Here is a 22,636-nt window from a genome sequence, read left to right on the forward strand (position 1 = left end):
ATCTGTTCTTGCCCCCGAAGCGAGAATGCGACCAGGTCACAACCGAATTAAGGTTTGCTGGACCGCGCAGGCGGTAGCGTTCCGCGCATGGTCTACGAGGACTACCAGCTCATTCGCGTCGAAGCGCATGGCGGCATCTGCCGGGCGACGATCGACAATCCGCCGATCAATCTGCTGGACGTGCCGCTGCTCACCGAGATCGATCGGCTGCTGGGCGAGGTCGCGGCCGACGACGAGGTGCGGGTGCTGATCGTCGACTCGGCCGATGCGGAGGTCTTCATCGCGCACGCCGACATCTCGCTGATCGAGAACCTGCCGCCCGACGACGTCGGGTTGCGCGACGAGCTGTCCCTCTTTCACGCCATCACCGAGCGGGTTCGGACGCTGCCCAAGGCCACCATCGCCGTGATCGACGGGGTGTGCCGCGGCGGCGGCTGCGAATTGGTGATGGCGTTCGACATGCGCTACGCCGCGCTGGGCACCACGGTGCTGGGCCACCCGGAGGTGTCGGTCGGCATCATCCCCGGCGGCGGCGGCACCCAGCGGCTGCCGCGGATGGTGGGCCGCGGCCGGGCCCTCGAAGTCATCCTGGGCGGCATGGACGTCGACGCCGCGACCGCCGAGGCGTGGGGCTACATCGACCGAGCGCTGCCCGCCGACACGCTGCGCCGGTACGTCGACCGGCTGGCCGCGCACATCGCGTCGAGCCCGCTGGCCGCCATCGCGGCGGCCAAGCGGGCGGTCGACACCGCGCTGGACGAGCGGATAGACATGACGACCGGCCTGCTGATCGAGGATCAGCTGCTGCGCGAAACGGTGGCCCGCCCGGCCACCCGCAAACTGCTGCAGGCGATCGTCTCGGCGGGCGCCCAGACCCGGGAATTCGAGCTGGGCTCGAAATAACCGGGTACCGAAACAACCGTCGGGTTAGCCGAGAATCAGCCCGTCGCCGTCGGGGCTGAGGTTCACCGGAATGGTGTCGCCGTCGTGCACATCCCCGGCCAGCAGCATCTTGGCCAGCTGGTCGCCGATGGCCTGCTGGACCAGCCGCCGCAACGGCCGGGCGCCGTACACCGGATCGAATCCGCGCTGAGCCAGCCACTCCTTGGCCGGCAGCGACACCTCGAGCTGCAGCCGTCGCTGCGCCAGCCGCTTGGCCAGCTGCTCGAGCTGGATATCGACGATCTCGACCAGCTCCTCGGGGTTCAACGCGTCGAAGACCAGCACGTCGTCGAGGCGGTTGATGAACTCCGGCTTGAACGCCGAGCGCACCGCGGCCATCACCTGCTCCTCGTTGCCGCCCGAACCGAGGTTGGACGTCAGGATCAGGATCGTGTTGCGGAAGTCGACCGTGCGGCCCTGCCCATCGGTCAGCCGGCCCTCGTCGAGGACCTGCAGCAACACGTCGAACACGTCCGGGTGGGCCTTCTCGACCTCGTCGAACAGCACCACCGTGTAGGGCCGGCGGCGCACCGCCTCGGTCAGCTGACCGCCCTGGTCGTAACCGACGTAGCCGGGGGGCGCACCCACCAGCCGCGCGACGGAGTGCTTCTCGCCGTACTCGCTCATGTCGATGCGGACCATGGCCCGGTCGTCATCGAACAGGAAGTCGGCCAGGGCCTTGGCGAGCTCGGTCTTACCGACACCGGTGGGGCCGAGGAACATGAACGAACCGGTCGGCCGGTTGGGGTCGGCGACGCCGGCCCTGCTGCGGCGCACCGCGTCGGACACGGCCTGCACGGCCTTGCGCTGCCCGACGACGCGCTTGCCCAGCTCGTCTTCCATCCGCAGCAGCTTGGCGGTCTCGCCCTCCAGCAGCCGCCCGGCCGGGATGCCCGTCCACGCCGACACCACGTCGGCGATGTCGTCGGGACCGACCTCCTCCTTGAGCATCACGTTCTCGCGGACCTGCGCCTGCGGCAGCGCGGCGTCGAGCTTCTTCTCCACCTCGGGAATGCGCCCGTACCGCAGCTCGGCCGCCTTGGCCAGGTCGCCGTCGCGCTCGGCGCGCTCGGACTCCCCACGCAGCGTGTCCAGCTGTTCCTTGAGCTCGCGAACGACGTCGATGGCGTTCTTCTCGTTCTGCCAGCGGGTGGTCAGCTCGGCCAGCTTCTCCTTGTGATCGGCCAGCTCGGCGCGCAGCTTCTCCAGCCGCTCCTTGGACGCGTCGTCCTCCTCCTTGGCCAGCGCCATCTCTTCGATCTCGAGCCGGCGCACCAGCCGCTCGACCTCGTCGACCTCGACGGGCCGCGAGTCGATCTCCATGCGCAGGCGGCTGGCGGACTCGTCGACCAGGTCGATCGCCTTGTCCGGGAGGAAGCGCGCGGTGATGTAGCGGTCGCTCAACGTGGCCGCGGCCACCAGCGCGGAGTCGGTGATGCGCACACCGTGGTGCACCTCGTAGCGGTCCTTCAGGCCGCGCAGGATGCCGACGGTGTCCTCGACCGACGGCTCGCCGACCAGCACCTGCTGGAAGCGGCGTTCCAGCGCGGCGTCCTTTTCGATGTACTTGCGGTACTCGTCGAGCGTGGTGGCGCCGACCAGCCGCAGCTCGCCGCGGGCCAGCATCGGCTTGATCATGTTGCCGGCGTCCATCGCGCCCTCGCCGGAGGCGCCGGCACCGACGATCGTGTGCAGCTCGTCGATGAACGTGATGATCTGCCCGGCGGAGTTCTTGATGTCGTCGAGCACGGCCTTGAGTCGTTCCTCGAATTCACCGCGGTACTTCGCGCCGGCCACCATCGAGCCGAGGTCCAGGCTGACGACGGTCTTGTCGCGCAGGCTTTCCGGCACGTCGCCGGCCACGATGCGCTGGGCCAGGCCCTCGACGATCGCGGTCTTGCCGACGCCGGGCTCGCCGATGAGCACCGGGTTGTTCTTGGTGCGCCGCGACAGCACCTGCACGACGCGGCGAATCTCGTTGTCGCGCCCGATGACCGGGTCGAGCTTGCCTTCACGGGCCCGCTCGGTCAGGTCGGTGGAGTACTTCTCCAGCGCCTGATACGTCGACTCGGGGTCGGCGCTGGTGACCCGAGCGCTGCCGCGGACCTTGACGAATGCGTCGCGCAACGCCTGCGGTGACGCGCCGTGCCCGGTCAGCAGCTTGGCGACGTCGGCGTCGCCGGTGGCCAGGCCGACCATCAGGTGTTCGGTGGAGACGTATTCGTCGTCCATCTCGGTGGCCAGCTGCTGGGCGGTGGTGATGGCCGCCAGCGATTCGCGGGACAGCTGCGGTTGCGAGCTGGACCCGCTGGCCTGGGGCAACCGCTCCAGCAGCTGCTCGGCTTCGGCGCGAATAGTGGCGGGCTCGACGCCGACAGCCTCCAAAAGCGGCCCGGCGATCCCGTCGTTCTGCGTCAGCAGCGCCAGCAGTAGGTGAGCGGGCCTGATCTCGGGGTTTCCGGCAGCGCTTGCCGCCTGGAGAGCCGACGTCAGGGCCGCTTGCGTCTTGGTTGTCGGGTTAAAAGAGTCCACTCCGCCCTCCATCATGGGTCTAAAAGGGTATGCAAAATGCTTGTCGGGTTGTTCAACGCCGTCAAGGTTGAGTCTGTTCCGCTCAAGTTTAAATTTTTTGGAGGAATTTTGCACAGGGGAAGCGGCCCATCCGGGCTGGCGCCGGCGCCGCGGCGGGTTCCGGCGGCATTTTGGCTGGCCGAACTGCTGCCGCTGCGCTGGTGGTATCTCTTGGCGCCGCTGATCGTCGCGATCCCGCCGATCGCGCTGTGGCTCCAGCGGCCGCGGGCCTTCGCCGCCGTGGCGGTGCTGACCATGGCGGGCATCTACGCCGTGCAACTGTGGGGCGCCGGTGTCCGGCTGGGGTTGCTGCGGTGGGGCCGGGTCGCCGACGTCGTCGACACCGAAATCCTCTCGCGAGCAACACTTTTCAATGCCTACCCGCCGCGGGCGCGTGCATGGAGGGTCACCCGGCAGCGCTACAGCGGCCAGGTCACCAAGACCCGGATCCGTTATTCGCTCGACGGCCAGCAGAGCGAGTTGGTGCTGCGCGGGCGCGACTACGTCGACGGGGTGATCCTGGCCGACCAGCGCAGGCCGGCGCGGGCCCGCTGCGTCACCGCGTTCTCCTACGACCTCGACCGCGACGACGCCGGCAACTGGGTCGGGGCCCTGCCGCGACGGGTGTGGGCGGGGATGGCCTGCTGGTCGCTCGTCGTGATCGCCTGGCTGGCGCTGGCCGCCTTCGCGGCGACCGGGCTGGGCACCCCCGGCGTGGACGACACCCCGGCCGCGCCCGTGCCGCAGGCCGGAACGCTGCAGGTCAGCGGCGCCCATAAGGCGAAAACGGTGCCGTGCAACGGCGGCTACCTGTCGGTCAGCGGCGTCGACAACACCGTCACCGTCACCGGCCACTGCACCAGCGTCAGCGTGTCCGGCAACGGCAATCACGTCACGGTCGACAGCACCGACGCGGTGAGCGCGGCGGGGCGCGACAACGTGGTCAGGTACCACTGGGGCTCACCCAAGATCGACGACGTGGGCACGGGGAACAGCGTTGCGCAGGGCTGACGGTCGCGGCCCCGCGCGAGCCTAGAATCGGGCTCCGTGAGCCTAGAGGACGCCGACGCGCTGCGGGTGCTGCGCGACGCGTTCCGGCCCGACGACCCGGGCGGCCAACTCGTGCACGGGTTCTACGACCATTGGTTTGCCCTCGATGTGTCGGTGCGCGACCTGTTTCCACCCGAAATGGCCGCTCAGCGAGCGGCTTTCGGCCACGCGATGCATTGGGTCTACGGCGAGCTGGTGGAGCAGCGCGCCGCCGAGCCGGTGGCCTTCCTCGCCCAGCTCGGCCGGGACCACCGCAAATACGGTGTGCTGCCAACCCATTACGAGACGCTGCGCCGCGCCCTGTACGTGACACTGCGCGGCCACCTGCGCGAGGCGTGGACCGATGCCGTCGACGCCGCCGCGGTGTCCTCGCTGAACCTCATCACCGGGGTGATGAGTGGCGCCGCCGACGCCGAGGAGGGGCCCGCGTGGTGGGACGGCACCGTCGTCGAGCACCAGCGCGTCTCCCGCGACCTCGCGGTGGTGCGGCTGCGCCTGGACCGCCCGATGGACTACCACCCCGGCCAGTACGTCAACGTCCACATCCCGCAGTGCCCGCGCCGCTGGCGGTACCTGTCCCCCGCGATTCCGGCCGATCCGGAAGCCGGCGTCGAATTCCACATCCGCCAGGTCCCCGGCGGCCTGGTCAGCACCGCGATCGTCAACGAAACCCGCACGGGCGACCGGTGGCGGATGTCCAGCCCGCACGGCGGCCTGCACATCGACCGCGAGGGCGGCGACATCCTGATGGTGGCCGGCAGCACCGGCCTGGCGCCGCTGCGCTCGCTGATCATGGACCTGGCCCGCTACGCCGAGAACCCGCGGATCCACCTGTTCTACGGCGCGCGCTATCGCTGCGAGCTCTACGACCTGCCCACGCTGTGGCAGGTCTCCTCGCACAACCCGTGGCTGTCGGTGTCGCCGGTGTCGGAATACAACCGCGACCCCGAATGGGCCGCCGACTACCCCGACGTGACTCCGCCGCGCGGGCTGCACGTGCATCAGACCGGGCTGCTGCCCGAGGTGGTGACCAAGTACGGCGGCTGGGGCGACCGGCAGATCCTGATCTGCGGCGGGCCGGCCATGGTGCGCGCGACGAAGGCCGCCCTGATCGCCAAAGGTGCGCCGCCCGAGCGCATTCAGCACGACCCGCTGTCCCGTTAGCGGTTAGGCTGACCGCGTGCATCCAGTCACCCTGCGCGACCCGTCCTCGTCGGTGGCCGCGCAGTTCGTCCCGGACGCGGGCATGATCGGCAGCTCGCTGACCGACTCCGGGGTGGAGTTGCTCGGCCAACGGCGCGGGCTGGACGCCTACGTCCAGGCGGGCAAGACGATGGGGATCCCGATCCTGTATCCCTGGGCAAACCGGTTGGGCGGCAACACTTATACGGCCGAGGGTGTGACGGTGACGCTGACGCCGGGCGAAAACGGGGTTCGCGCCGATCCCAATGGGTTGCCCATCCACGGCGTGCTGGCGGCCTACCCGGACTGGCGGGTGACGGCGAGTACGGACAACGAGCTGACCGCCGAGGTGGATTTCGGCGCCGAGCCGCGGCTGCTGGCCGCCTTTCCGTATCCCCACGTGCTGACGGTCAGCGTGACCCTGGCCGACCGGGCGCTGACCGTGCGCACCACTGTCACCGCCACCGGCGACACCGCGGTCCCGCTGTGCTTCGGCTTTCACCCGTACCTGCGACTGCCGGGGGTTCCCCGCGGCGAGTGGCTCATCGAGACGCCCGGCCTGCGACACCTGAGCCTGGACGACCGCGGCCTGCCCGCCGGAGACACCCAGGCCCAGCCGGCTGGCTCGGAGCCGTTGGGCGACAAGGCCTTTGACGACGCGTATGACAACGTCGACGACGGTGCGGTGTTCGCAGTGTCCGGCGGCGGGCGCCGCCTGGAGGTCCATTTCGAGCAGGGATACCCCGCCGCACAGATTTTCGCGCCGCCCGTCGACGACCCGGAGCAAGCCATCGTGTGCTTCGAGCCGATGACCGCCCCGACCGACGCGCTGAGCCGCGGCGGCTACCGCACCGCACGGCCCGGTGAGCCCGCCGTCATGGTGTTCTCCATCCACGTTTAGCTATGCCTCGCCTTAGTTAACTGGCTAGTCACGCATCTGCTGAAATCAGCGGGGCTGACGGCTATTCTTAGCGAATCCTGGGGCTACGGCAGGAGGAGCAGGTTGAGCGCTGGCGACAGCGTTGCCTCGATCGACGTATTGCTGGAACGCGCTGTGCGGGCCATCAACGACGGCGACCGCGCGACGGCGACCTCGCTGGCCGGCCAGGTTCTCGCCGTCGACCGCGGCAATCCCGAAGCCGAAGATCTGCTCACTGCGCCCGCGCGGTTCGGCGAAATCCGCCGGCTGACAATCATGGTGGCCGACCTGGTCGACTCGACGGCGCTGTCGACCCGCTTGGAACCCGAGACGTATCGCACCCTGGTCGGCCACTACCGCGATCAGGCCCTTCGGGTGGTCAATGAGTATGAGGGCCATGTCTGTTCGATCAAGGGCGATGGATTGTTGGCCGTCTTCGGTCACCCCAAGGCGCACGAGGATGACGTGCGACGTGCCGTCACGGCCGGGCTGGACATCGCCCGCGCCGTGGCTCGGCTCAGCGAGCAAGCCGAGCGCAAGTTCGGCGTGACCGTCAACGTGCGGATCGGCATTCACCGCGGGCTGGTCTATCTCGACACCGACCAGGACGACGTCTACGGGTTCGCCGCCAACCTGGCCGCCCGTGTTTGCGGCTTGGCCGAGCCGGGCTCGGTGGCGGTATCAGATGTGATCGCGCCCCTGGTGAGCCATTTGTTCGAGCTCGACACGCGCCCGGCGGCGCCGGCGAAGGGCATCGAAGGCCTGCTCGGTCATCACCGGGTCGTCGGTGAGCGACCGGAATTGACCCCCCCGCGGCGAACACCACTGATCGGGCGCGATCGCGAGCAGGCCTGGCTGCAGCTGAGCTGGCAGCAGGCGCGCGAGGGGACGCTGACCAGTCCGGGTATCGGATTCTGGGGTGAGGCAGGCATCGGTAAGACCCGGCTCGCCCGTGAGGCGACCGAATTGGTTCGGAATTCGGGCGCACCCGTGATCAATCTGTTTGGCTCCCCGCTGCATACCGACATCGGCTTGCATCCGGTGCGACGGCTCGTCGAGCGCCGATGCGGCATAACCCGACTCACGCACGGCCGGGAACGGCTGCGGTTGCTCCGAGCCGAACTGCACGCCTGCGGGATGGATCCCGACAGCGTCGTGCCCTTGTTCGCGCCGATCATTGGTGTCGGCCCCGAACACGGATACGACCCAGCCGCTGTGGAAGGCCACACTCTTTACGAGTCGATCGGTGCGACCGCTCGCCGATACGTGCTGGCCTGCATCGGCGATCAACCCGGATTGGTGGTCGCAGAGGATTTACATTGGTTCGACCGGTCGAGTCTTGAGCTCATCAACTCGTTGCTGACCCGCGCCGACGGACATCTCCTGGTCGTCTTGACCGGACGTGACGGGGATTGGCTGCGAACTGATTGGCCGGCAACATATTTCGAGATATCACCACTGTCCGACAAGCAGTCCGATGCGCTGATTGATGCATTGAACCCGTCGTTGACCGACGACCAGCGGACCGCCGTGCGCAACCGCTGCGACGGGGTGCCGTTCTACATAGAGCACGTCGTCGGTGAGCTTGACGTCGCCGGAGCTTCGGCGGGGGTGCCCGAGGCACTGTACGAGCCGCTGTTCGCACGGCTGAACCACCCCGACGTCGATGTGGTGCCGGTGGTGGAAGCGGCCGCCGTCATCGGGCGGGCTGGCGATATCGCCCTGCTCCGCTCGGTGGTCGGGCCCAACGCCACGGACGTCGACGACGTCGTCACCAAACTCGTCCGTGCGCGCGTCCTGCAACGTCGCGGGGATGACGGCTGGCGATTCCGACACGAGTTGTTGCGCGAGGTCGCGAGCGAACTGGCCCCGCCATCCCTCGTTCGCGACCTGCACGCGCGGGCTGCCCACGCCCTCGTGGACGCGGCACCATTGGTCGAGCCCGACTGGCGAGTTGTAGCAAGCCATTTCGAGCAGGCAGAGCATTTCGAGTCAGCCGTCGATGGCTACCAGAAGGCCTCAGTCAACGCCCGGCGCCGCGGCGCGGTGAACGAGGCGGCCGCGTGCCTGACCAAGGCTCTCGACCAGCTGGACCGGAGTCCGGCGGGGCCGGGACGCGACCGCAAAGAAATCGCCATCCGGCTGGAGCGCGGCTTCTTGGTCGCCGCCGCACAGGGCAGCACGAGTGGTTCGGCACCCGTGGACTTCCAACGGTGTCTGGAATTGGTGAGCACCGGCAACTACGAGGCCGAATTGCTCACCACGCTCGCCGCCCTGATCGGCTACTACGTGCCACGGGCCGAACTCCGCCGCGCCCGTGGACTGCTCGACTCGCTGTCCGCCCGAATAACCAGCGATCGGGCCTGGAGTCATCCGGTCATCGCGTCCTCGTTAGGTTCCGTCGTCTGGCTGCAAGGTGACTTCGCCAGTGCCCGTGAGCATTTGCTCGGGGCTCTCGCCGATCGTTCCGCCGCGGACCCAAGCGTGCTGGAAACCGCCTGGTGGGTACCCGTCGATCCGATCTCCAACGCGCACAACTTCCTCGCGTTGACGCACCTGGTCTGCGGAGACCTCGACCGGGCCAACGACGCTTTGGGCGAATCGATCCAGCGTTGCGCCGAGCTGGGTTTCCCGCAGAATGCCCACAACCGGGCACACACGTATTTCATGGAGATCTGGGCCAGGCTGGAGAGCAACCAGATCTCGGATGCCGCGACCCTGACCGCCGAACTTCGCGAGCAAAGCGAGCAATCGGGACTCGATTTATGGCGTCTGGTCGGTGCGACCCAGCACACCACGGTCAAGGCACTGGCCGCGCTCGATGCCGGCGCCGACGCGGACGCGCTCGCAACCCGGGCCGAGAAGGTTGTCCGCATGGTGGATGGGGCGCGCCAGCTGAACCTGTACAGCTACCTGACATTTCACGACGCGGTTATCGGCCGGCTCTTCATCGCGGCCGGCCAGCCGGCCAGGGCACGAGAACGCTTGCAGATGGCACTGCGGCACGCGGAAGAAACGGGAATGCACTTCTATGATGCCGAGCTGACGCGCCTACTCGCACAGACGCTCACCAACCCGCAGGAACGTCTTAACGCCCTGGCTACCGCGCTCCGCCTCGCACGGCACCAAGGCGCGACACTATTCGAATTACGTTCTCTCCTAGATCTTCTCGACCATCTTGAGGATGGAGATCGGCCAGAGATCTCGGACGTGGTGCGCCGGTTCGCCGGTGACGCTCGCTGGCCGGAATTCGCACGGGCACAAGCTATCCTGGCGTGACCCGCGGCATCGCGATCAACGAATCTTGTCCGACTTTTGCGGGGTCTTCGAAACAACGTCCAGCTGCGTGAGGTTGTATGCCACGTCGCGGCTCTCGTGCTCGCCGATGAAACGAACAACCCATGGGAGCAGTTTGATCCACCCCGACGGTTGCAGATACCAGGAACTCAACGCCGACGTCCACGCCTCCTGGTGCAGCGACCTCGGCTCCGCGTTCTCCGGGTGCGTGGCCATGTAGAAGGCGAAAAGCCATGCCCCCCGGCGCAATCGCGTTACCGATCGTTTTAGCAAGCTGATCTCGCCGGGTATCAGGTAGCGGGTCCAGCGGATTTCGGGGGAAAGCTTGTCGACGACTTTGAGGATGTCGGGTACCTGATCGCACAAGATGACGTTGACGCGATCGTAATCCGGCTTCAGGTCGCGCATCGATTGACCCGCAACCTTGAGGAGGGCGAGGCCGAGATCGTAGGTGATGTGCGCGTTCAGTCCGGCGAGCATGTGCTGCAAAATGAGTGCCTGGCGGTCCTGGTCCCCCACGAAAGCGACCTGCCAGGGCAGCGTCGGCCCGTCGAACTCATCGGGATAGAAGTAGGCATTCAGCGCGTTGAAATAGCGTGTGGCGAAGGCGACGTCGAGGTCTCCGATAACACGTCCGTTGTCGAAGACGTTACTGATGATGGCTTCGCGTATGGCAAGGGTTATTCGTCGGTACAGAACGGCGAAGTAGCCGATGCCGCTTTGCGCCTCCTTGCACCATTCAATGATCTGGTCGAGGGTACGCAGGACGTCATCGATGGTTTTTGGCTCGTCGAGGCGATCCAGCCGCGGTCCCGGGCCGCCAACGGGGAGAGCAGACATCTTCCGAACACCTTCCTTTTCAACCGAATTGGCGCGATGTCACGGTGACAGTTCCCAGCGTTGCGCTAGATGGGTCGGTATGTCGAACGACGCTCGCCGCCCACCCCGCTGAAGCGCGAACATCCCCTGCATCAGTTCGCGCCCGAACGGGCGGACCAGATCCGAAACCAGTTGATAACGGGGAGAATTGCGGAATTTTCGGCCGAAGATGCGCACCCAGAACCAATTGGTGACGCGGGTAAGCCGCCCGAGGTCGTCGGTGAAACGCGACGGTGGCACATCCAGCATGTCGGCGATCTTGTCGCCGATCAGGTGACGGATCAACGGCGGGATCGTCTTGTCGAACTCGTGCCCCGGGGTCATCTGGTCGAGCAGTTCCATCAGGGCGGCGGTCATCTCCCGCCCTTCGGGCGATGCCCTGAACTGCCGGCGGCGGATCGTCTCTACCAGGGCGGTGGCGTCGTCAATACCGTCGACGAGCAGCTTGTCCTGCACACCGAGCAGGTGCGCGATGACGTTCCACAAATGCAGATAGGCCTCGGCATCCAAGTCGGACACGTCCAAACCCAAGCGCCGCAACGGATCGAGAGGCACGTAGGAGAACGAGAGCATCGTGCCGGCGAGGTCTTCCTGGTTGATCGGTTTGCCCCAGTTGAGATCCCAGAGGCCGGGCTGCTGGGAGGCGTGGTCCTCGATCAGCTGGCGCACGGCGGCATGCATCAGGCGGACGTGCTGAATCGTGCGAAAGCCCTTGCCCGTCGCCTCGAAGCTGCCAACGGCAAGCACATTGATCAAGAACTGGCCGGTCTCCATGATTCGCCGGCGCGTGTTGGTTTCGAGCTGGGCGGTCCGGGAGAGCACCTTCACGCCCTTGGCCGCCGCATACGCCGACGGCAGAGATGCGCAGAACAGGCAGAGTGAGATCTCCAGTCCCCATGCTTCGAACAGTCGCTGCCCGCGCTCGATCTTGGCCGGGTCGGCCCACGGGGGCAGAGTCACGTTCTGGGCCAGGTAGTCCTCGATGTCGTGTGGCAGAGTCCCGGGCACCAGCTGGTCATTGCTCACCAGGGTGCGCATGACCGCGTTGATCGCGTCGGCATTGCCGTGTTTGAGGACAGCCTCCATGACATCGTCTGCCACGGGATCCCCCTGCTCCCGCATGCCATTGAGCAGCTCGTCCGTCCACCGGGAGCCCCCAGGTGCGCCCGTCATGCAGGCAGCATGGCAGATTGGCGGCGGCGCTGCTAGGGCAAACCGTCAGTTAACGTAGTGATCACGCGAATAGGGGTAGGCGGCTACTCAGTCGGAAGCGTCAGCGACCCTTGCGCGGCTGCCACACCACCAGCGCGGTGCTCTTGGGCACCACCGCGATGTCGCGGCGCTGGTTGGAACGCAACAGCGTTATCTCCTCGGCCATCTCCTGGAGCCGGGACTGCAGCGCCTCGACCTGGTTGGTCAGCTCGATGATGCGCTTGATGCCGGCCAGGTTGACGCCCTCGTCCTGCGACAGCCGCTGCACCTCGCGCAGTAGATCCACGTCGTGCTCCGAATACCGGCGCCCCCCACCGGAAGTCCGGCGCGGGGTCACCAGTCCCAGGCGGTCATACGTGCGCAGCGTCTGGGCGTGCATGCCGGCCAGTTCGGCAGCCACCGAGATCAAGAAGGTCCGGGCGTCTTCCCGTTTGGAGTTCTTGGCCATCAGCGATTACCTGCCCATCCCGCCCGCGGATTGAAGCCGCTGGAGCGCTCGGCCTCGGCGTACGCCTCGAGCGCCTCCTGTGCGGCGCCCTCCAGGTTCGGCGGCACAGCCACTTTCACGGTGACCAGTAGGTCGCCGCTGCCGCCGCTGCGCTTGGGCACCCCACGCCCGCGCACCCGCAGGATGCGGCCGTCGGTGGTGCCCTTGGGCACCCGAACACCGACCTTGCCGTCCAGCGTGGGGACCGAAAGCGTTGAGCCCAAAGCCAGTTCGCTGAAGCTGACCGGAACCGTCACGGTGAGGTCGTCGCCGTCGCGGGCGAAGACCTTGTCCGGCCGCACGTGCACGGTCACATACAGGTCACCCGACGGGGCGCCACGCAACCCTGCTTCACCCTGCCCGGGCAGCCGAATCCGTTGTCCGTCTTCGACACCCGGCGGGATCCGCACGTTGATCGTGCGGGTACGCGTGGTGACACCGGTGCCTTTGCACTCGTCGCAAGGGTTTTCGATGATCGAACCACTGCCCCGGCAATCGGTGCAGGGCTCGGAGAAGCCGAACGCGCCCTGGTTACTGCTGATCACGCCGGAGCCGTTACAGGTGGCACACACCTTGGGGCTGGTGCCCGGGCGTGCCCCGCTGCCATGGCAATTGGTACATGGCGCCGGGCTGGTCAGCCGCAGCGGCATGGCCACTCCCTTGGCGGCCTCGACGAAATCCAGCTGGGTCTCGGTCTCGAGATCGTTGCCGCGTCGCGGCCGGCTGGGACGGGTGCCGGCGCCGCGCCCGAACAGCCCGCCGAACAGGTCACCGATGTTGGTGCCCCCGCTACGGCCGGCCGCATCGAACAAATCGTTCAGGTTGAACTCGGCGCCGTCGCCGCCCGCACCACCGAAGCCGCCGAATCCACTGGTGTCGAACCTGCGCCCACCGAGGCCACCACCGGCGAACAGCCGGCGGGTTTCGTCGTATTCCTTGCGCTTTGCGGCATCCGACAGGACGTTGTGCGCTTCTGACACCGCCTTGAATCGCTCGCCGGCGGCGGGATTGTCGGGGTTGGCGTCCGGGTGCAGGTCGCGCGCCAGCTTGCGGTAGGCGCGTTTGATCTCTTCGGGAGTGGCGTCGGGGGAGACGCCCAGCTCCTTGTAGAAGTCCTTTTCGACCCATTCACGCTGGGCCATGTCGCGTCACCCCCTCACCTTTCTCTATTCCTTTGTGTGTCTTCGTCTCTTGAACCTGATTCTCTGCCCTAATCGCCGGAGGTGTCGGCATTTTCATCGGTGTCGCCCGTGTCGGCCGCGCCGCCGGTGGCGCCCACCGTCGCGCCGGCCTCTTCGCCGTCGCCGGGCACGGTGTCCACGACGCCGACCAGAGCGTGCCGCAGCACGTGCTCACCCAGCCGGTAGCCCTGACGCATCACGGTGCCGATCACGGGCTTGGAGCCTTCTCCGCCGTCACCCTCGTGCTGCACGGCTTCGTGCAAGACCGGGTCGAAGCCCTCGCCTTCCTCGCCGAAGGCCGTCAGGCCGAGGCCGGACAGCGCGCCGTCGAGCTTGTCGGCTACCGACTTCAGCGGGCCCGATTCCAGGTCGCCGTGCTTGCGCGCGCGCTCGAGATCGTCGAGCACGCCCAGCAATTGGCCGACGACACCGGCTTTCGCCCGGTCCGCCGCGGCCTGCTGGTCGCGTAGCGCACGCTTGCGGTAGTTCGTGAAATCGGCTTGCACCCGCTGCAGGTCGGCGGTCAGCTCGGCGACCTTGTCGGACTCGTCACCGGCCGGCGCGTCCCCTCCCGGCTCCCCTGGTGTTTGGGGGCCGGGAGGGACGTTGCGCACCTCGCCGGTTTCGGGGTCGATCCGCCGCTTGTCGGTGACCGTCACCGGTTCCTGATTCGCTTCGGTCACTTGGACTCCCGGTCGTCGTCGACCACCTCCGCGTCCACGACATCGTCAGCCGAGCCGGATGCGCCGCCGGCCGCGCCGGCGCCGTCCTGCTCACCGGCCGCTTGGGTCGCCTCGTAGATGGCCTGACCCAGAGCCTGCGACTCCTCGCCCAGCTTCTCCATCGCGGACTTGATCGCGGAGATGTCGGTGCCTGCGAGCGCCGACTTGGCATCCGCCACCGCGGCGTCGACCTTGGACAGCGTCTCCTCGGGAACCTTCGACCCGCCCTCTGCCTCGCGCTGCTCCTTGACGAACTTCTCCGTCTGGTAGACCAGCGACTCGGCCTGGTTGCGAACGTCGGCCTCTTCGCGGCGCTGACGGTCTTCGTCGGCGTGCGCCTCGGCGTCCTTGATCATCCGGTCGATCTCCTCCTTGGAAAGGCCGGAGCCCTCCTGGATCTTGATCGTGTTCTCCTTGCCGGTGCCCTTGTCCTTGGCCGTGACGTGCACGATGCCGTTGGCGTCGATGTCGAAGGTGACCTCGATCTGGGGCACGCCGCGCGGAGCCGGCGGGATGCCGGTCAGCTCGAAGGAGCCGAGCAGCTTGTTGTGCGAAGCGATTTCGCGCTCACCCTGGAACACCTGGATCTGCACCGACGGCTGGTTGTCATCGGCCGTGGTGAAGGTCTCCGACCGTTTGGTCGGGATCGTGGTGTTGCGTTCGATCAGCTTGGTCATCACGCCACCCTTGGTCTCGATACCGAGGCTGAGCGGCGTAACATCAAGCAGCAGAACGTCTTTCACCTCGCCCTTGAGGACACCCGCCTGCAGCGCGGCACCTACGGCCACCACCTCGTCGGGGTTGACGCCCTTGTTGGGCTCCTTGCCACCGGTCATCTCCTTGACCAGTTCCGACACCGCGGGCATGCGGGTGGAACCACCCACCAGCACCACGTGGTCGATATCGGAGACCGGAATACCGGCGTCCTTGATGACCGACTGGAACGGAGCACGGGTGCGGTCCAGCAAGTCCTGCGTGATCTTCTGGAATTCGGCGCGGGTGAGCTGCTCGTCGAGGAACAGCGGGTTCTTGTCCGCGTCGACGGTGATGTACGGCAGGTTGATCGAGGTGCTCTGCGAACTCGAGAGCTCGATCTTGGCCTTCTCGGCGGCCTCACGCAGCCGCTGCATCGCCATCTTGTCCTTGGTCAGGTCAATTCCGCTGGTGCCCTTGAACTTATCCACCAGCCACTCGACGACGCGGTCATCCCAGTCGTCCCCACCGAGGTGGTTGTCACCGCTGGTGGCGCGGACCTCGACCACACCCTCGCCGATCTCGAGCAGCGAGACGTCGAACGTACCGCCACCGAGGTCGAAGACCAGGATGGTCTGTTCCTTCTCGCCCTTGTCCAGGCCGTAGGCCAGCGCGGCCGCGGTCGGCTCGTTGACGATCCGCAGCACGTTGAGGCCGGCGATCTGGCCGGCTTCCTTGGTCGCCTGGCGCTGCGCGTCGTTGAAGTACGCCGGCACGGTGACAACCGCGTCGGCGACGTCCTCGCCCAGGTAGGCCTCGGCGTCGCGCTTCAGCTTCATCAGCACTCGGGCGCTGATCTCCTGAGCGGTGTATTTCTTGTCGTCGATCTCGATGGACCAGTCGGTGCCCATGTGCCGCTTCACCGAACGGATGGTGCGATCGACGTTGGTCACCGCCTGGTTCTTGGCGGGCTGACCGACGAGCACCTCACCGTTGCGCGCAAAGGCGACGATGGACGGCGTGGTCCGCGAGCCCTCGGAGTTGGCGACGACTACAGGGTCGCCACCCTCGAGAACTGCGACGACGGAGTTGGTGGTCCCGAGGTCGATACCGACCGCACGAGCCATAGTGATTCCTCCTGATTTCCTAGAGCTTCTTTGGTGCCACTATGCTGAGTGAACCTCGCTCAAGTCTGCTACCGGCGACCTCATGCTGTCAACCCGGGATTGAGTCTGATGCGCTCAACTTGTTGATCATGCTAACGGGCCGCCTGCCGGTCTTGTTCCCGGGGCCCCGACTTACTGTGGCGATACTCACAGTCCCCACAGCCAGCGCCCAGGCTGGGTTCCCAGAATTGTGGCCTGCAGGCAACCAGCTATTAATGGCATTTCCGTTAACTAAGTGTGGGGGTGCGGCCAAATTAGTACGGTCGTATCGAAACTCCGTGGGGAAGGGCGCAGCGTCATGGCAGCTATGCGGCAATCCGCAGCAGCACAAGGTGCGGTCGCTGGTTGCCCATATCGGGCCGCTAACAGCGCCTCGCCCGCCACCACCATGAAGCGCGACGCCCAGCTGGCCCGGGTATCGGCGCCGATGGTCGCCAAAGTCCTCGCACTGACCACCGCCAAGAAGGCCCGGACGAGGCTGGCCGGGGCAAACGTGCACAAGCACGTGCAGATCACCGACTTCGACCCGTTGAACCCCGCGATCGCCGCCGACCCGTATCCGCATTACCGCGAGCTGCTGGCGGGCGAGCGGGTGCACTACAACCCAAGGCGCGACGTCTACATCCTTGCCCGGTACGACGACGTCCACGCCGCCGCGCGCAACCACGAGGTGCTATCCAGCGCCCGCGGGGTCACGTTCTCCCAGGGGTCGCCGCCCTTTCTGCCCACATCGGATCAGCCGGCCCACACCCGGATGCGCAGGCAGCTGTCGCCGGGCATGACGCGCAGCGCGCTGGAGGCTTGGCGCCCGCTGGTGGACCAAATCGCCCGCGAGGTCGTCGGCGACCTGCTGACCAAGAGGACCGCGGACGTCGTCTCCACCGTGGCCACCCCGATGACGATGCGCACGATCACCAACGTTCTCGGCGTGTCCGGCGGCGACGAGGACGCGTTCCGCCGGCTGTCCAACCAGGCGATCCGCATCACCGATGTCAGCTTCTCGGTGCCGGGGCTGGTTTCACTGGCGCAGGGCATCACCGGATTCCGGCGCTTGCGCGCTCTTTTCACGCATCGCCGCGACAACGGGACGCTGAACCACTCCACGATCCTCGGACAGCTCGCCGCGCACGCCGAGCACGGGCGGCTCAGCGATAGCGAATTGTCTTTGTTCGCCGTGCTGCTCATGGTCGCGGGCTTCGAGACCAGCGCGAACATGATCAGCACCCTGTTCCTGACGCTGGCCAACTATCCCGAGCAGTTCCGGCTGCTCGGGCAACGGCCGGAACTGATCGGATCGGCCGTCGAGGAACAACTGCGCTTCATGTCCCCGGTGCAGAACATCTGCCGGACCACGCGCGCCGACTATCGCGTCGGCGAGGCCGTCATCCCCGCCGGCTCGCTGGTGCTGCTGGCGTGGGGGGCGGCCAACCGCGACCCCCAGCAATTCGACGACCCGGATGTCTTTCGGGCCGACCGCGATTCGGCCGGTCACCTGGCGTTCGGCACCGGGATCCACGGGTGCCCCGGGTCTCAGCTGGCGCGGATGGAGGGCCAGGCGGTGTTGCGCGAGATCGTCGCCAGCGTCGGCCGGATCGACGTTCTCGAACCACCGGCATGGACGACGAACGCCAATCTCCGTGGCCTGACCCGGCTTCGGGTCGCTGTCGCGCCCCGATGAGGGCGGCCGGCTCGGCGTCGCTGACTTCCCGGTGGCGTGAGTGGGCGGCACCGGTCTGGATCGGCTGCAATTTCTCGGCATGGGCGCGGCTGCTGATCCGCAATCGCTTCGCGGTGCATCCGAGCCGCTGGCACTACGCCGTCTTGTATACCTTTGTCAGCGTTGGCAATTCGGCCCTAGGGCTACTGCAGCGGCTCGTGTTCGGCAGGCGGGTGGCCAACACGGTGATGGCCGAGGCGCCCATCTTCGTCATCGGGCACTGGCGTACCGGCACCACCTTGCTGCACGAGCTGCTGGTTCTCGACGAGCGCTTCGTCGGCCCGACCGGCTTCGAATGCGTTGCGCCGCAACATTTCCTGCTGACCGAGCGGTTCGCGCCGCTGGCGGGTTTCATGGTGTCCAAACACCGGGCCATGGACAACATGGATTCCAGCCTCTACCACCCACAGGAAGACGAGTTCGTGTGGGTCATGCAGGGTCAGCCGTCGCCGTATCTGACGCTGGCGTTTCCGAACCGCCCGCCCGAGCACGAGCGGTACCTGGATCTGGAACAGCTGACGCCGCAGGAGCTGGCGGCGTGGAAGCGGCCACTGCTGCGCTTCGTTGCGCAGCTGTACTTCCGCCACCGCAAGACGGTGGTCCTGAAGAACCCGAACCACAGCTTCCGAATCAAGGTGCTGCTGGACGTATTTCCGCAAGCCAAGTTCGTCCACATCGTCCGGGATCCCTATGTCGTCTACCCGTCCAGCATTCACCTGCTGAAGTCGTTGTCGCGGGTGCACAGCCTGCAACGACCGACGTTCGAGGGGCTGGACGAGCGGGTGCTGGAGACGTACGTCGACCTGTATCGCAAGGTCGACGAGGGGCGCGAACTCGTCGACCCGTCCCGCTTCTACGAACTGCGCTACGAGGATCTGATCGCCGACCCCGAGGGCCAGCTGGGCCGCCTCTACGAGCACCTGGAACTCGGCCAATTCGAGCAGTACCTACCGAGATTGCGCGAATACCTCGCCGACCACCAGGACTACCGCACCAACAGCTACGAGCTGACGGCCGCGCAGCGCGCGGCGGTGGACGAAAACTGGGGCGCCGTCATCGATCGCTACGGTTATCGGACGGCAGACGAGGCGCGGCGCTAGCGAGCGGATAGGACTTCTCCTCGAGCAGCGCGAGCAAGGCGCGGGTGGCCGCGCTCGGCGGGCGAAGTGCTGACGTCGTGACGAACAGGCGCCACTGCAGGTCGTAATCGGAGATGCGGACGGTCGTCACGCCGGAGTCGTCGATGTGGTCGAGGATGGACCAGCTCAAAAAGCCGATCCCCAGACCGTTTCGGATGTAGGTCGCGGCGGTGCCCAGGTCGGCGACCTCCACCGCGACGGTCCGCTGGATGCCCGCCGCGGCGAACGCGTTGTCGATCACCGTCCGGGTGCCGTACCCGGGCGGGCTGTCCACGAACGACATTCCGGCCAGCTCCCCCAAAGCCATCGAATCCCGTTGCGCCAGAGGGTGATCGACGGGTACGACCAGAAGCAGCGGCACGGCGGCGACGAGCCGGGCCTGCAGGTCGGCCGGGACCGCGCCGGTGAAAACCAGCAGGGCGACGTCGAGGTCGCCGTCGCGGAGCTGGCGCAGCAGGCCGTCGGATCCGGCGGCGGCGGCGCGCAGGTGCACCACCACGTCCGGGTGCCGCACGTGCAGGTCGACCAGCAGCTGGGGCAGGTCGATGACGTTGATGGAGGTCAGGGTGCCCACCGTGACCGTGCCCCGAACGGAGCCGCGAGTGGCGTTGACGGCGTCCCTGGCCGCCCGGGCGGCGTCCAGGGTTTCGCGGGCGCGCGGCCGCAGCTCCTCGCCGGCGGGGGTCAACGCCACGCCGGCCGGACCCCGGACGAACAGCTCCGCGCCGAGCTCGCGCTCCAGCGCCTTGATGGTCGCCGATACCCCGGATTGGACGACGTGCAACCGCTTCGCGGCCTCGGTGAAGCTCCGGTTCTCCGCGACCGCGAGAAAGTACTCCAGGTGGCGCAGCTCCACCCTGCCATTATCACCGCTAATGCTGGAATCCATCAAAAGCTTTCGTTGGCCCCGATTGCGCAGGTCAGCGTAGCGTCGAGCGCAGTATGTCTCAGCAAACTCTCCCCCTCACGCGGACCAGAACGCGCTGGTCTTCCGCGTCCACCGATGATCAGTTCGTGGTGGAGAACCCCGCCACCGGCCAGACCATCACCGTTGTCCAAGGCGCCGGCCCCATCGAGGTCGACCAGGCCGTGCGCAAAGCCCACCTCGCACACCTGCGCTGGAAGCTGCGGCCGGCGCGGGAACGCGGCGGATACCTGCGCAGGATCGCCGAGCTGATCCGCGCTCACGCGGACGAACTCGCCGAGCTCGAGTCGCTGGAAATGGGCAAGCCCGTCACCCAGGCGCGCAGGACCGACATCGAAACGGCGATCGCCATATTCGAGTACTTCGCCGGCGTGGTGGAGGCGCTGCCCAGCCAGGCCCGCGACTACGGCCCGGTGCTGGACGTCACCACGCTGGAACCGTACGGGGTGATCGCCGGGATCGTGCCGTTCAACTGGCCCCCCATTCACACCGCCGGGAAGGTCGCACCGGCGCTGGCCGTCGGCAATGCCGTCGTGCTCAAGCCACCGGAGCAGGCGCCGTCGGTAGTGCTGCGCATGGTCGAGCTGATGCAGTCCGTGCTGCCCGAGCGCGTGGTGCACACCGTGCCCGGCCGCGGCGACGTGGGCGCCGCGCTCGCCGGGCATCGACTGGTGGGCAAGGTGTCGTTCACCGGATCGCCCAGGACCGGCTCGGCGGTGCTGCGTACCGCGGCCAACAACCTCACGCCCGCATTGATGGAGCTGGGCGGCAAGAATCCGCTGATGGTGTTCGACGACGCGAATCTGCACGAAGCGCTGCTGGCCGCCATCGACGGCGGGTTTTTCAATCAGGGCGAGGCATGCACCGCTGCGTCGCGAATCCTGGTGCAAGACAACGTGTATACCGAATTCACCGACAAGCTGTGCGCGGCGGTGGCACGGCTGCGGGTGGGCGACGGCGCCGACCCCGCGACCGACGTGGGGCCGTTGGTCACCCGGGCACACCAGCAACAGGTGCTGAATTACCTCAAGATCGGCGTGGCCGAGGGCGCGCGGATCGCCGCCCAGGCAGCGCTGCCCGACGACCCGCGATTGGCCGCGGGCTTCTACGTCGCGCCGACGGTGCTGACCGACGTGCACCCCCGCATGCGGGTGGCCCGCGAAGAGATCTTCGGCCCCGTCGTCAGCGTGATCCGGTTCGGCGACGACGACGAGGCGGTGCGGATCGCCAACAGCACGCCGTACGGACTGGTTGCCGCCGTGTACACGCAGGACAGCGACCGGGCGCTGCGCGTCAGCCGTCAGATCCGGGCCGGAGCCGTCTTCGTCAACAACTACCAGCGGGTGTCGGTCGGCACCGGATTCGGCGGGGTCGGCCACAGCGGGTTCGGCCGCGAGCACGCGCAGGAGACGTTGGCGGAATACGGCTATACCAAGACAATTCGGCTGCCCGCCAGGCGCGACGAGCTGGCCTACTGGTCGGCCGCCACCCGGGTGCTGGAGGGGTAGCCCCCGGATGCGGACGATCGCACTCGAAGAGCATTACGCCACAGCGGCATTCCTGCGCGGGCCGGGCAGCTGGCTCACCACCCGCGCCGGAATCCTCGAACCGATCTCGGACCTGGGTGACGGTCGTATCGCGGCCATGGACGACGCGGGCGTCGACCTTGCCGTGCTGTCGCTGGCCGCGCCGGGTGTCGAGCAGCTGGACGGCCCGAAAGCCGTTGCGCTGGCGCGTGATTGCAACGACGAGCTGGCGGCCGCGGTCGCGCGCTACCCCGGTCGGCTGGCCGGTTTCGCGACGGTGCCGATCAGCGCTCCCGACCAGGCGGCCGACGAGCTGGAGCGGGCGTTTCGCGAACTCGGGTTTCTCGGCGCGGTCATCAACGGGCACAGCCAAGGTCGCTACCTGGACGATCCCTTCTTCGAACCGGTGCTCAATCGCGCTGCGGCGCTGAGCGTTCCGATCTACCTGCATCCGACGATCCCGCCGAAGGGCGTGATCGAGTCCAGCTACGCGGGTTTCTCCGACGAGGTCACCTTCGCGCTGGCGACCGTCGGCTGGGGCTGGCACATCAACACCGCCACGCACGTGTTGCGGCTGATCCTCGGCGGCGTCTTCGACCGGTACCCCGAGTTGCAGGTCATCATCGGGCACATGGGCGAAGGGTTGTCGTTCATGCTGCCGCGCTTCGATGCCACGCTGACCCCGGAGCTGACGGGGCTCGAATATCCGGTCAGCACCTACCTTCGGCACAACCTGCACTACACGTTCGCCAACTTCAACGCCGAAGCGACCTACACGAACCTGGTCGCCCACGTCGGCATTGAGCGCGTGGCCTTTTCGGCCGACTACCCGTTCGGGTCGATGAAGGCCGCGCGCGTCTTCCTGGACAACCTGCCGCTCTCCGACGACGATCGGGCGAGGATCAGCCACCGCAACGCCGAGCGCCTGCTCGGCCTGTAACACTTTGCTATCGGCCATATTTCAAAACCGCTTCGGCCTCGCAACTTTGGCCTCCGGCTGCGTACCCTGACCACTGAATATTCAAAGA

General features: G+C 67.0%; 17 protein-coding genes. 9 read left to right on the plus strand and 8 right to left on the minus strand.

The window, feature by feature from the left end; all coding sequences use genetic code 11:
- Positions 1 to 87: 87 nt before the first annotated feature.
- Entirely contained in the window at positions 88 to 903 is an 816-nt protein-coding gene (locus tag MRAB57_RS05045; RefSeq protein ID WP_077086588.1) for an enoyl-CoA hydratase/isomerase family protein, read from the plus strand.
- Positions 904 to 927: 24 nt separating this feature from the next.
- On the opposite strand, the gene clpB is transcribed toward MRAB57_RS05045, so the two are convergent.
- On the minus strand, positions 928 to 3,474 hold the full coding sequence (clpB, locus tag MRAB57_RS05050; protein WP_077090397.1) for an ATP-dependent chaperone ClpB: 2,547 nt from the start codon (positions 3,472 to 3,474) through the stop codon (positions 928 to 930).
- Between the two features lie 108 nt (positions 3,475 to 3,582).
- Between clpB and MRAB57_RS29060 the strand changes: the two genes are divergently transcribed.
- The 4 genes from MRAB57_RS29060 to MRAB57_RS05070 all read left to right on the plus strand — a co-directional run bounded on the left by MRAB57_RS29060 (position 3,583) and on the right by MRAB57_RS05070 (position 9,943).
- Positions 3,583 to 4,524, plus strand: a complete 942-nt coding sequence (locus MRAB57_RS29060; protein WP_245835832.1) for a DUF3060 domain-containing protein — start codon at positions 3,583 to 3,585, stop codon at positions 4,522 to 4,524.
- Positions 4,525 to 4,560: 36 nt separating this feature from the next.
- A complete protein-coding gene (locus tag MRAB57_RS05060) occupies positions 4,561 to 5,727 on the plus strand; it encodes an FAD-binding oxidoreductase (protein ID WP_077086589.1) in 1,167 nt (388 codons plus the stop codon).
- Positions 5,728 to 5,743: 16 nt separating this feature from the next.
- Entirely contained in the window at positions 5,744 to 6,646 is a 903-nt protein-coding gene (locus tag MRAB57_RS05065) for an aldose 1-epimerase (protein WP_077086590.1), read from the plus strand.
- Between the two features lie 102 nt (positions 6,647 to 6,748).
- Positions 6,749 to 9,943: an ATP-binding protein gene (locus tag MRAB57_RS05070; RefSeq protein ID WP_077086591.1), complete on the plus strand. Its 3,195-nt coding sequence runs from the start codon at positions 6,749 to 6,751 to the stop codon at positions 9,941 to 9,943.
- Between the two features lie 15 nt (positions 9,944 to 9,958).
- Here the strand turns inward: MRAB57_RS05070 and MRAB57_RS05075 are convergent, their stop codons facing one another.
- The 6 genes from MRAB57_RS05075 to dnaK all read right to left on the minus strand — a co-directional run bounded on the left by MRAB57_RS05075 (position 9,959) and on the right by dnaK (position 16,262).
- Positions 9,959 to 10,801 carry a DUF5995 family protein gene (locus MRAB57_RS05075; protein WP_077086592.1) on the minus strand — a complete coding sequence of 281 codons (843 nt, stop codon included), beginning with the start codon at positions 10,799 to 10,801 and terminating at the stop codon, positions 9,959 to 9,961.
- Between the two features lie 39 nt (positions 10,802 to 10,840).
- Positions 10,841 to 12,013, minus strand: a complete 1,173-nt coding sequence (locus tag MRAB57_RS05080) for an oxygenase MpaB family protein (protein WP_083743307.1) — start codon at positions 12,011 to 12,013, stop codon at positions 10,841 to 10,843.
- Between the two features lie 100 nt (positions 12,014 to 12,113).
- Positions 12,114 to 12,500 carry a heat shock protein transcriptional repressor HspR gene (locus tag MRAB57_RS05085; RefSeq protein ID WP_077086594.1) on the minus strand — a complete coding sequence of 129 codons (387 nt, stop codon included), beginning with the start codon at positions 12,498 to 12,500 and terminating at the stop codon, positions 12,114 to 12,116.
- On the minus strand, positions 12,500 to 13,681 hold the full coding sequence (gene dnaJ / locus MRAB57_RS05090) for a molecular chaperone DnaJ (protein WP_077086595.1): 1,182 nt from the start codon (positions 13,679 to 13,681) through the stop codon (positions 12,500 to 12,502). Before dnaJ ends, MRAB57_RS05085 begins: the two co-directional genes overlap by 1 nt.
- 68 nt (positions 13,682 to 13,749) lie before the next feature.
- Positions 13,750 to 14,403 (minus strand): nucleotide exchange factor GrpE, encoded by a 654-nt coding sequence (gene grpE / locus MRAB57_RS05095; RefSeq protein WP_077086596.1) that lies wholly within the window; start codon positions 14,401 to 14,403, stop codon positions 13,750 to 13,752.
- Positions 14,400 to 16,262, minus strand: a complete 1,863-nt coding sequence (dnaK, locus tag MRAB57_RS05100; protein ID WP_077086597.1) for a molecular chaperone DnaK — start codon at positions 16,260 to 16,262, stop codon at positions 14,400 to 14,402. The genes grpE and dnaK overlap by 4 nt, the downstream gene beginning before the upstream one ends.
- Positions 16,263 to 16,599: 337 nt before the next feature.
- On the opposite strand from dnaK, the gene MRAB57_RS05105 reads away from it, so the two are divergent.
- Positions 16,600 to 17,979, plus strand: coding sequence for a cytochrome P450 (locus MRAB57_RS05105; RefSeq protein WP_077086598.1), 1,380 nt, complete (start codon positions 16,600 to 16,602; stop codon positions 17,977 to 17,979).
- The gene (locus MRAB57_RS05110) at positions 17,976 to 19,118 is read left to right on the plus strand and encodes a sulfotransferase family protein (RefSeq protein WP_077086599.1); all 1,143 of its coding nucleotides are present in this window, start codon (positions 17,976 to 17,978) and stop codon (positions 19,116 to 19,118) included. Before MRAB57_RS05105 ends, MRAB57_RS05110 begins: the two co-directional genes overlap by 4 nt.
- Here MRAB57_RS05110 and MRAB57_RS05115 read toward each other — a convergent pair.
- On the minus strand, positions 19,072 to 20,013 hold the full coding sequence (locus tag MRAB57_RS05115) for a LysR family transcriptional regulator (RefSeq protein ID WP_077086600.1): 942 nt from the start codon (positions 20,011 to 20,013) through the stop codon (positions 19,072 to 19,074). The two genes, MRAB57_RS05110 and MRAB57_RS05115, sit on opposite strands and share 47 nt — an antisense overlap.
- Before the next feature lie 86 nt (positions 20,014 to 20,099).
- Here MRAB57_RS05115 and MRAB57_RS05120 point away from each other — a divergent pair, with 86 nt between their 5' ends.
- Together MRAB57_RS05120 and MRAB57_RS05125 are read left to right on the plus strand one after the other, a co-directional pair.
- The gene (locus MRAB57_RS05120; RefSeq protein WP_077086601.1) at positions 20,100 to 21,590 is read left to right on the plus strand and encodes an aldehyde dehydrogenase family protein; all 1,491 of its coding nucleotides are present in this window, start codon (positions 20,100 to 20,102) and stop codon (positions 21,588 to 21,590) included.
- Positions 21,591 to 21,597: 7 nt separating this feature from the next.
- Positions 21,598 to 22,548: an amidohydrolase family protein gene (locus MRAB57_RS05125; RefSeq protein WP_077086602.1), complete on the plus strand. Its 951-nt coding sequence runs from the start codon at positions 21,598 to 21,600 to the stop codon at positions 22,546 to 22,548.
- Positions 22,549 to 22,636: the final 88 nt, after the last annotated feature.

The organism is Mycobacterium rhizamassiliense (genome assembly GCF_900157375.1).
Lineage (GTDB): Bacteria > Actinomycetota > Actinomycetes > Mycobacteriales > Mycobacteriaceae > Mycobacterium > Mycobacterium rhizamassiliense.

Excerpts from the sequence above, each read along its gene's own strand:
- MRAB57_RS05080 (WP_083743307.1), bottom strand. The coding sequence starts at position 12,013 with ATGACGGGCGCACCTGGGGGCTCCCGGTGGACGGACGAGCTGCTCAAT.
- dnaJ (WP_077086595.1), bottom strand. The coding sequence starts at position 13,681 with ATGGCCCAGCGTGAATGGGTCGAAAAGGACTTCTACAAGGAGCTGGGC.
- MRAB57_RS05075 (WP_077086592.1), bottom strand. The coding sequence starts at position 10,801 with ATGTCTGCTCTCCCCGTTGGCGGCCCGGGACCGCGGCTGGATCGCCTC.
- MRAB57_RS05110 (WP_077086599.1), top strand. The coding sequence starts at position 17,976 with ATGAGGGCGGCCGGCTCGGCGTCGCTGACTTCCCGGTGGCGTGAGTGG.
- MRAB57_RS05125 (WP_077086602.1), top strand. The coding sequence starts at position 21,598 with ATGCGGACGATCGCACTCGAAGAGCATTACGCCACAGCGGCATTCCTG.
- dnaK (WP_077086597.1), bottom strand. The coding sequence starts at position 16,262 with ATGGCTCGTGCGGTCGGTATCGACCTCGGGACCACCAACTCCGTCGTC.
- MRAB57_RS05045 (WP_077086588.1), top strand. The coding sequence starts at position 88 with ATGGTCTACGAGGACTACCAGCTCATTCGCGTCGAAGCGCATGGCGGC.
- MRAB57_RS05120 (WP_077086601.1), top strand. The coding sequence starts at position 20,100 with ATGTCTCAGCAAACTCTCCCCCTCACGCGGACCAGAACGCGCTGGTCT.
- MRAB57_RS05085 (WP_077086594.1), bottom strand. The coding sequence starts at position 12,500 with ATGGCCAAGAACTCCAAACGGGAAGACGCCCGGACCTTCTTGATCTCG.
- MRAB57_RS05105 (WP_077086598.1), top strand. The coding sequence starts at position 16,600 with ATGGCAGCTATGCGGCAATCCGCAGCAGCACAAGGTGCGGTCGCTGGT.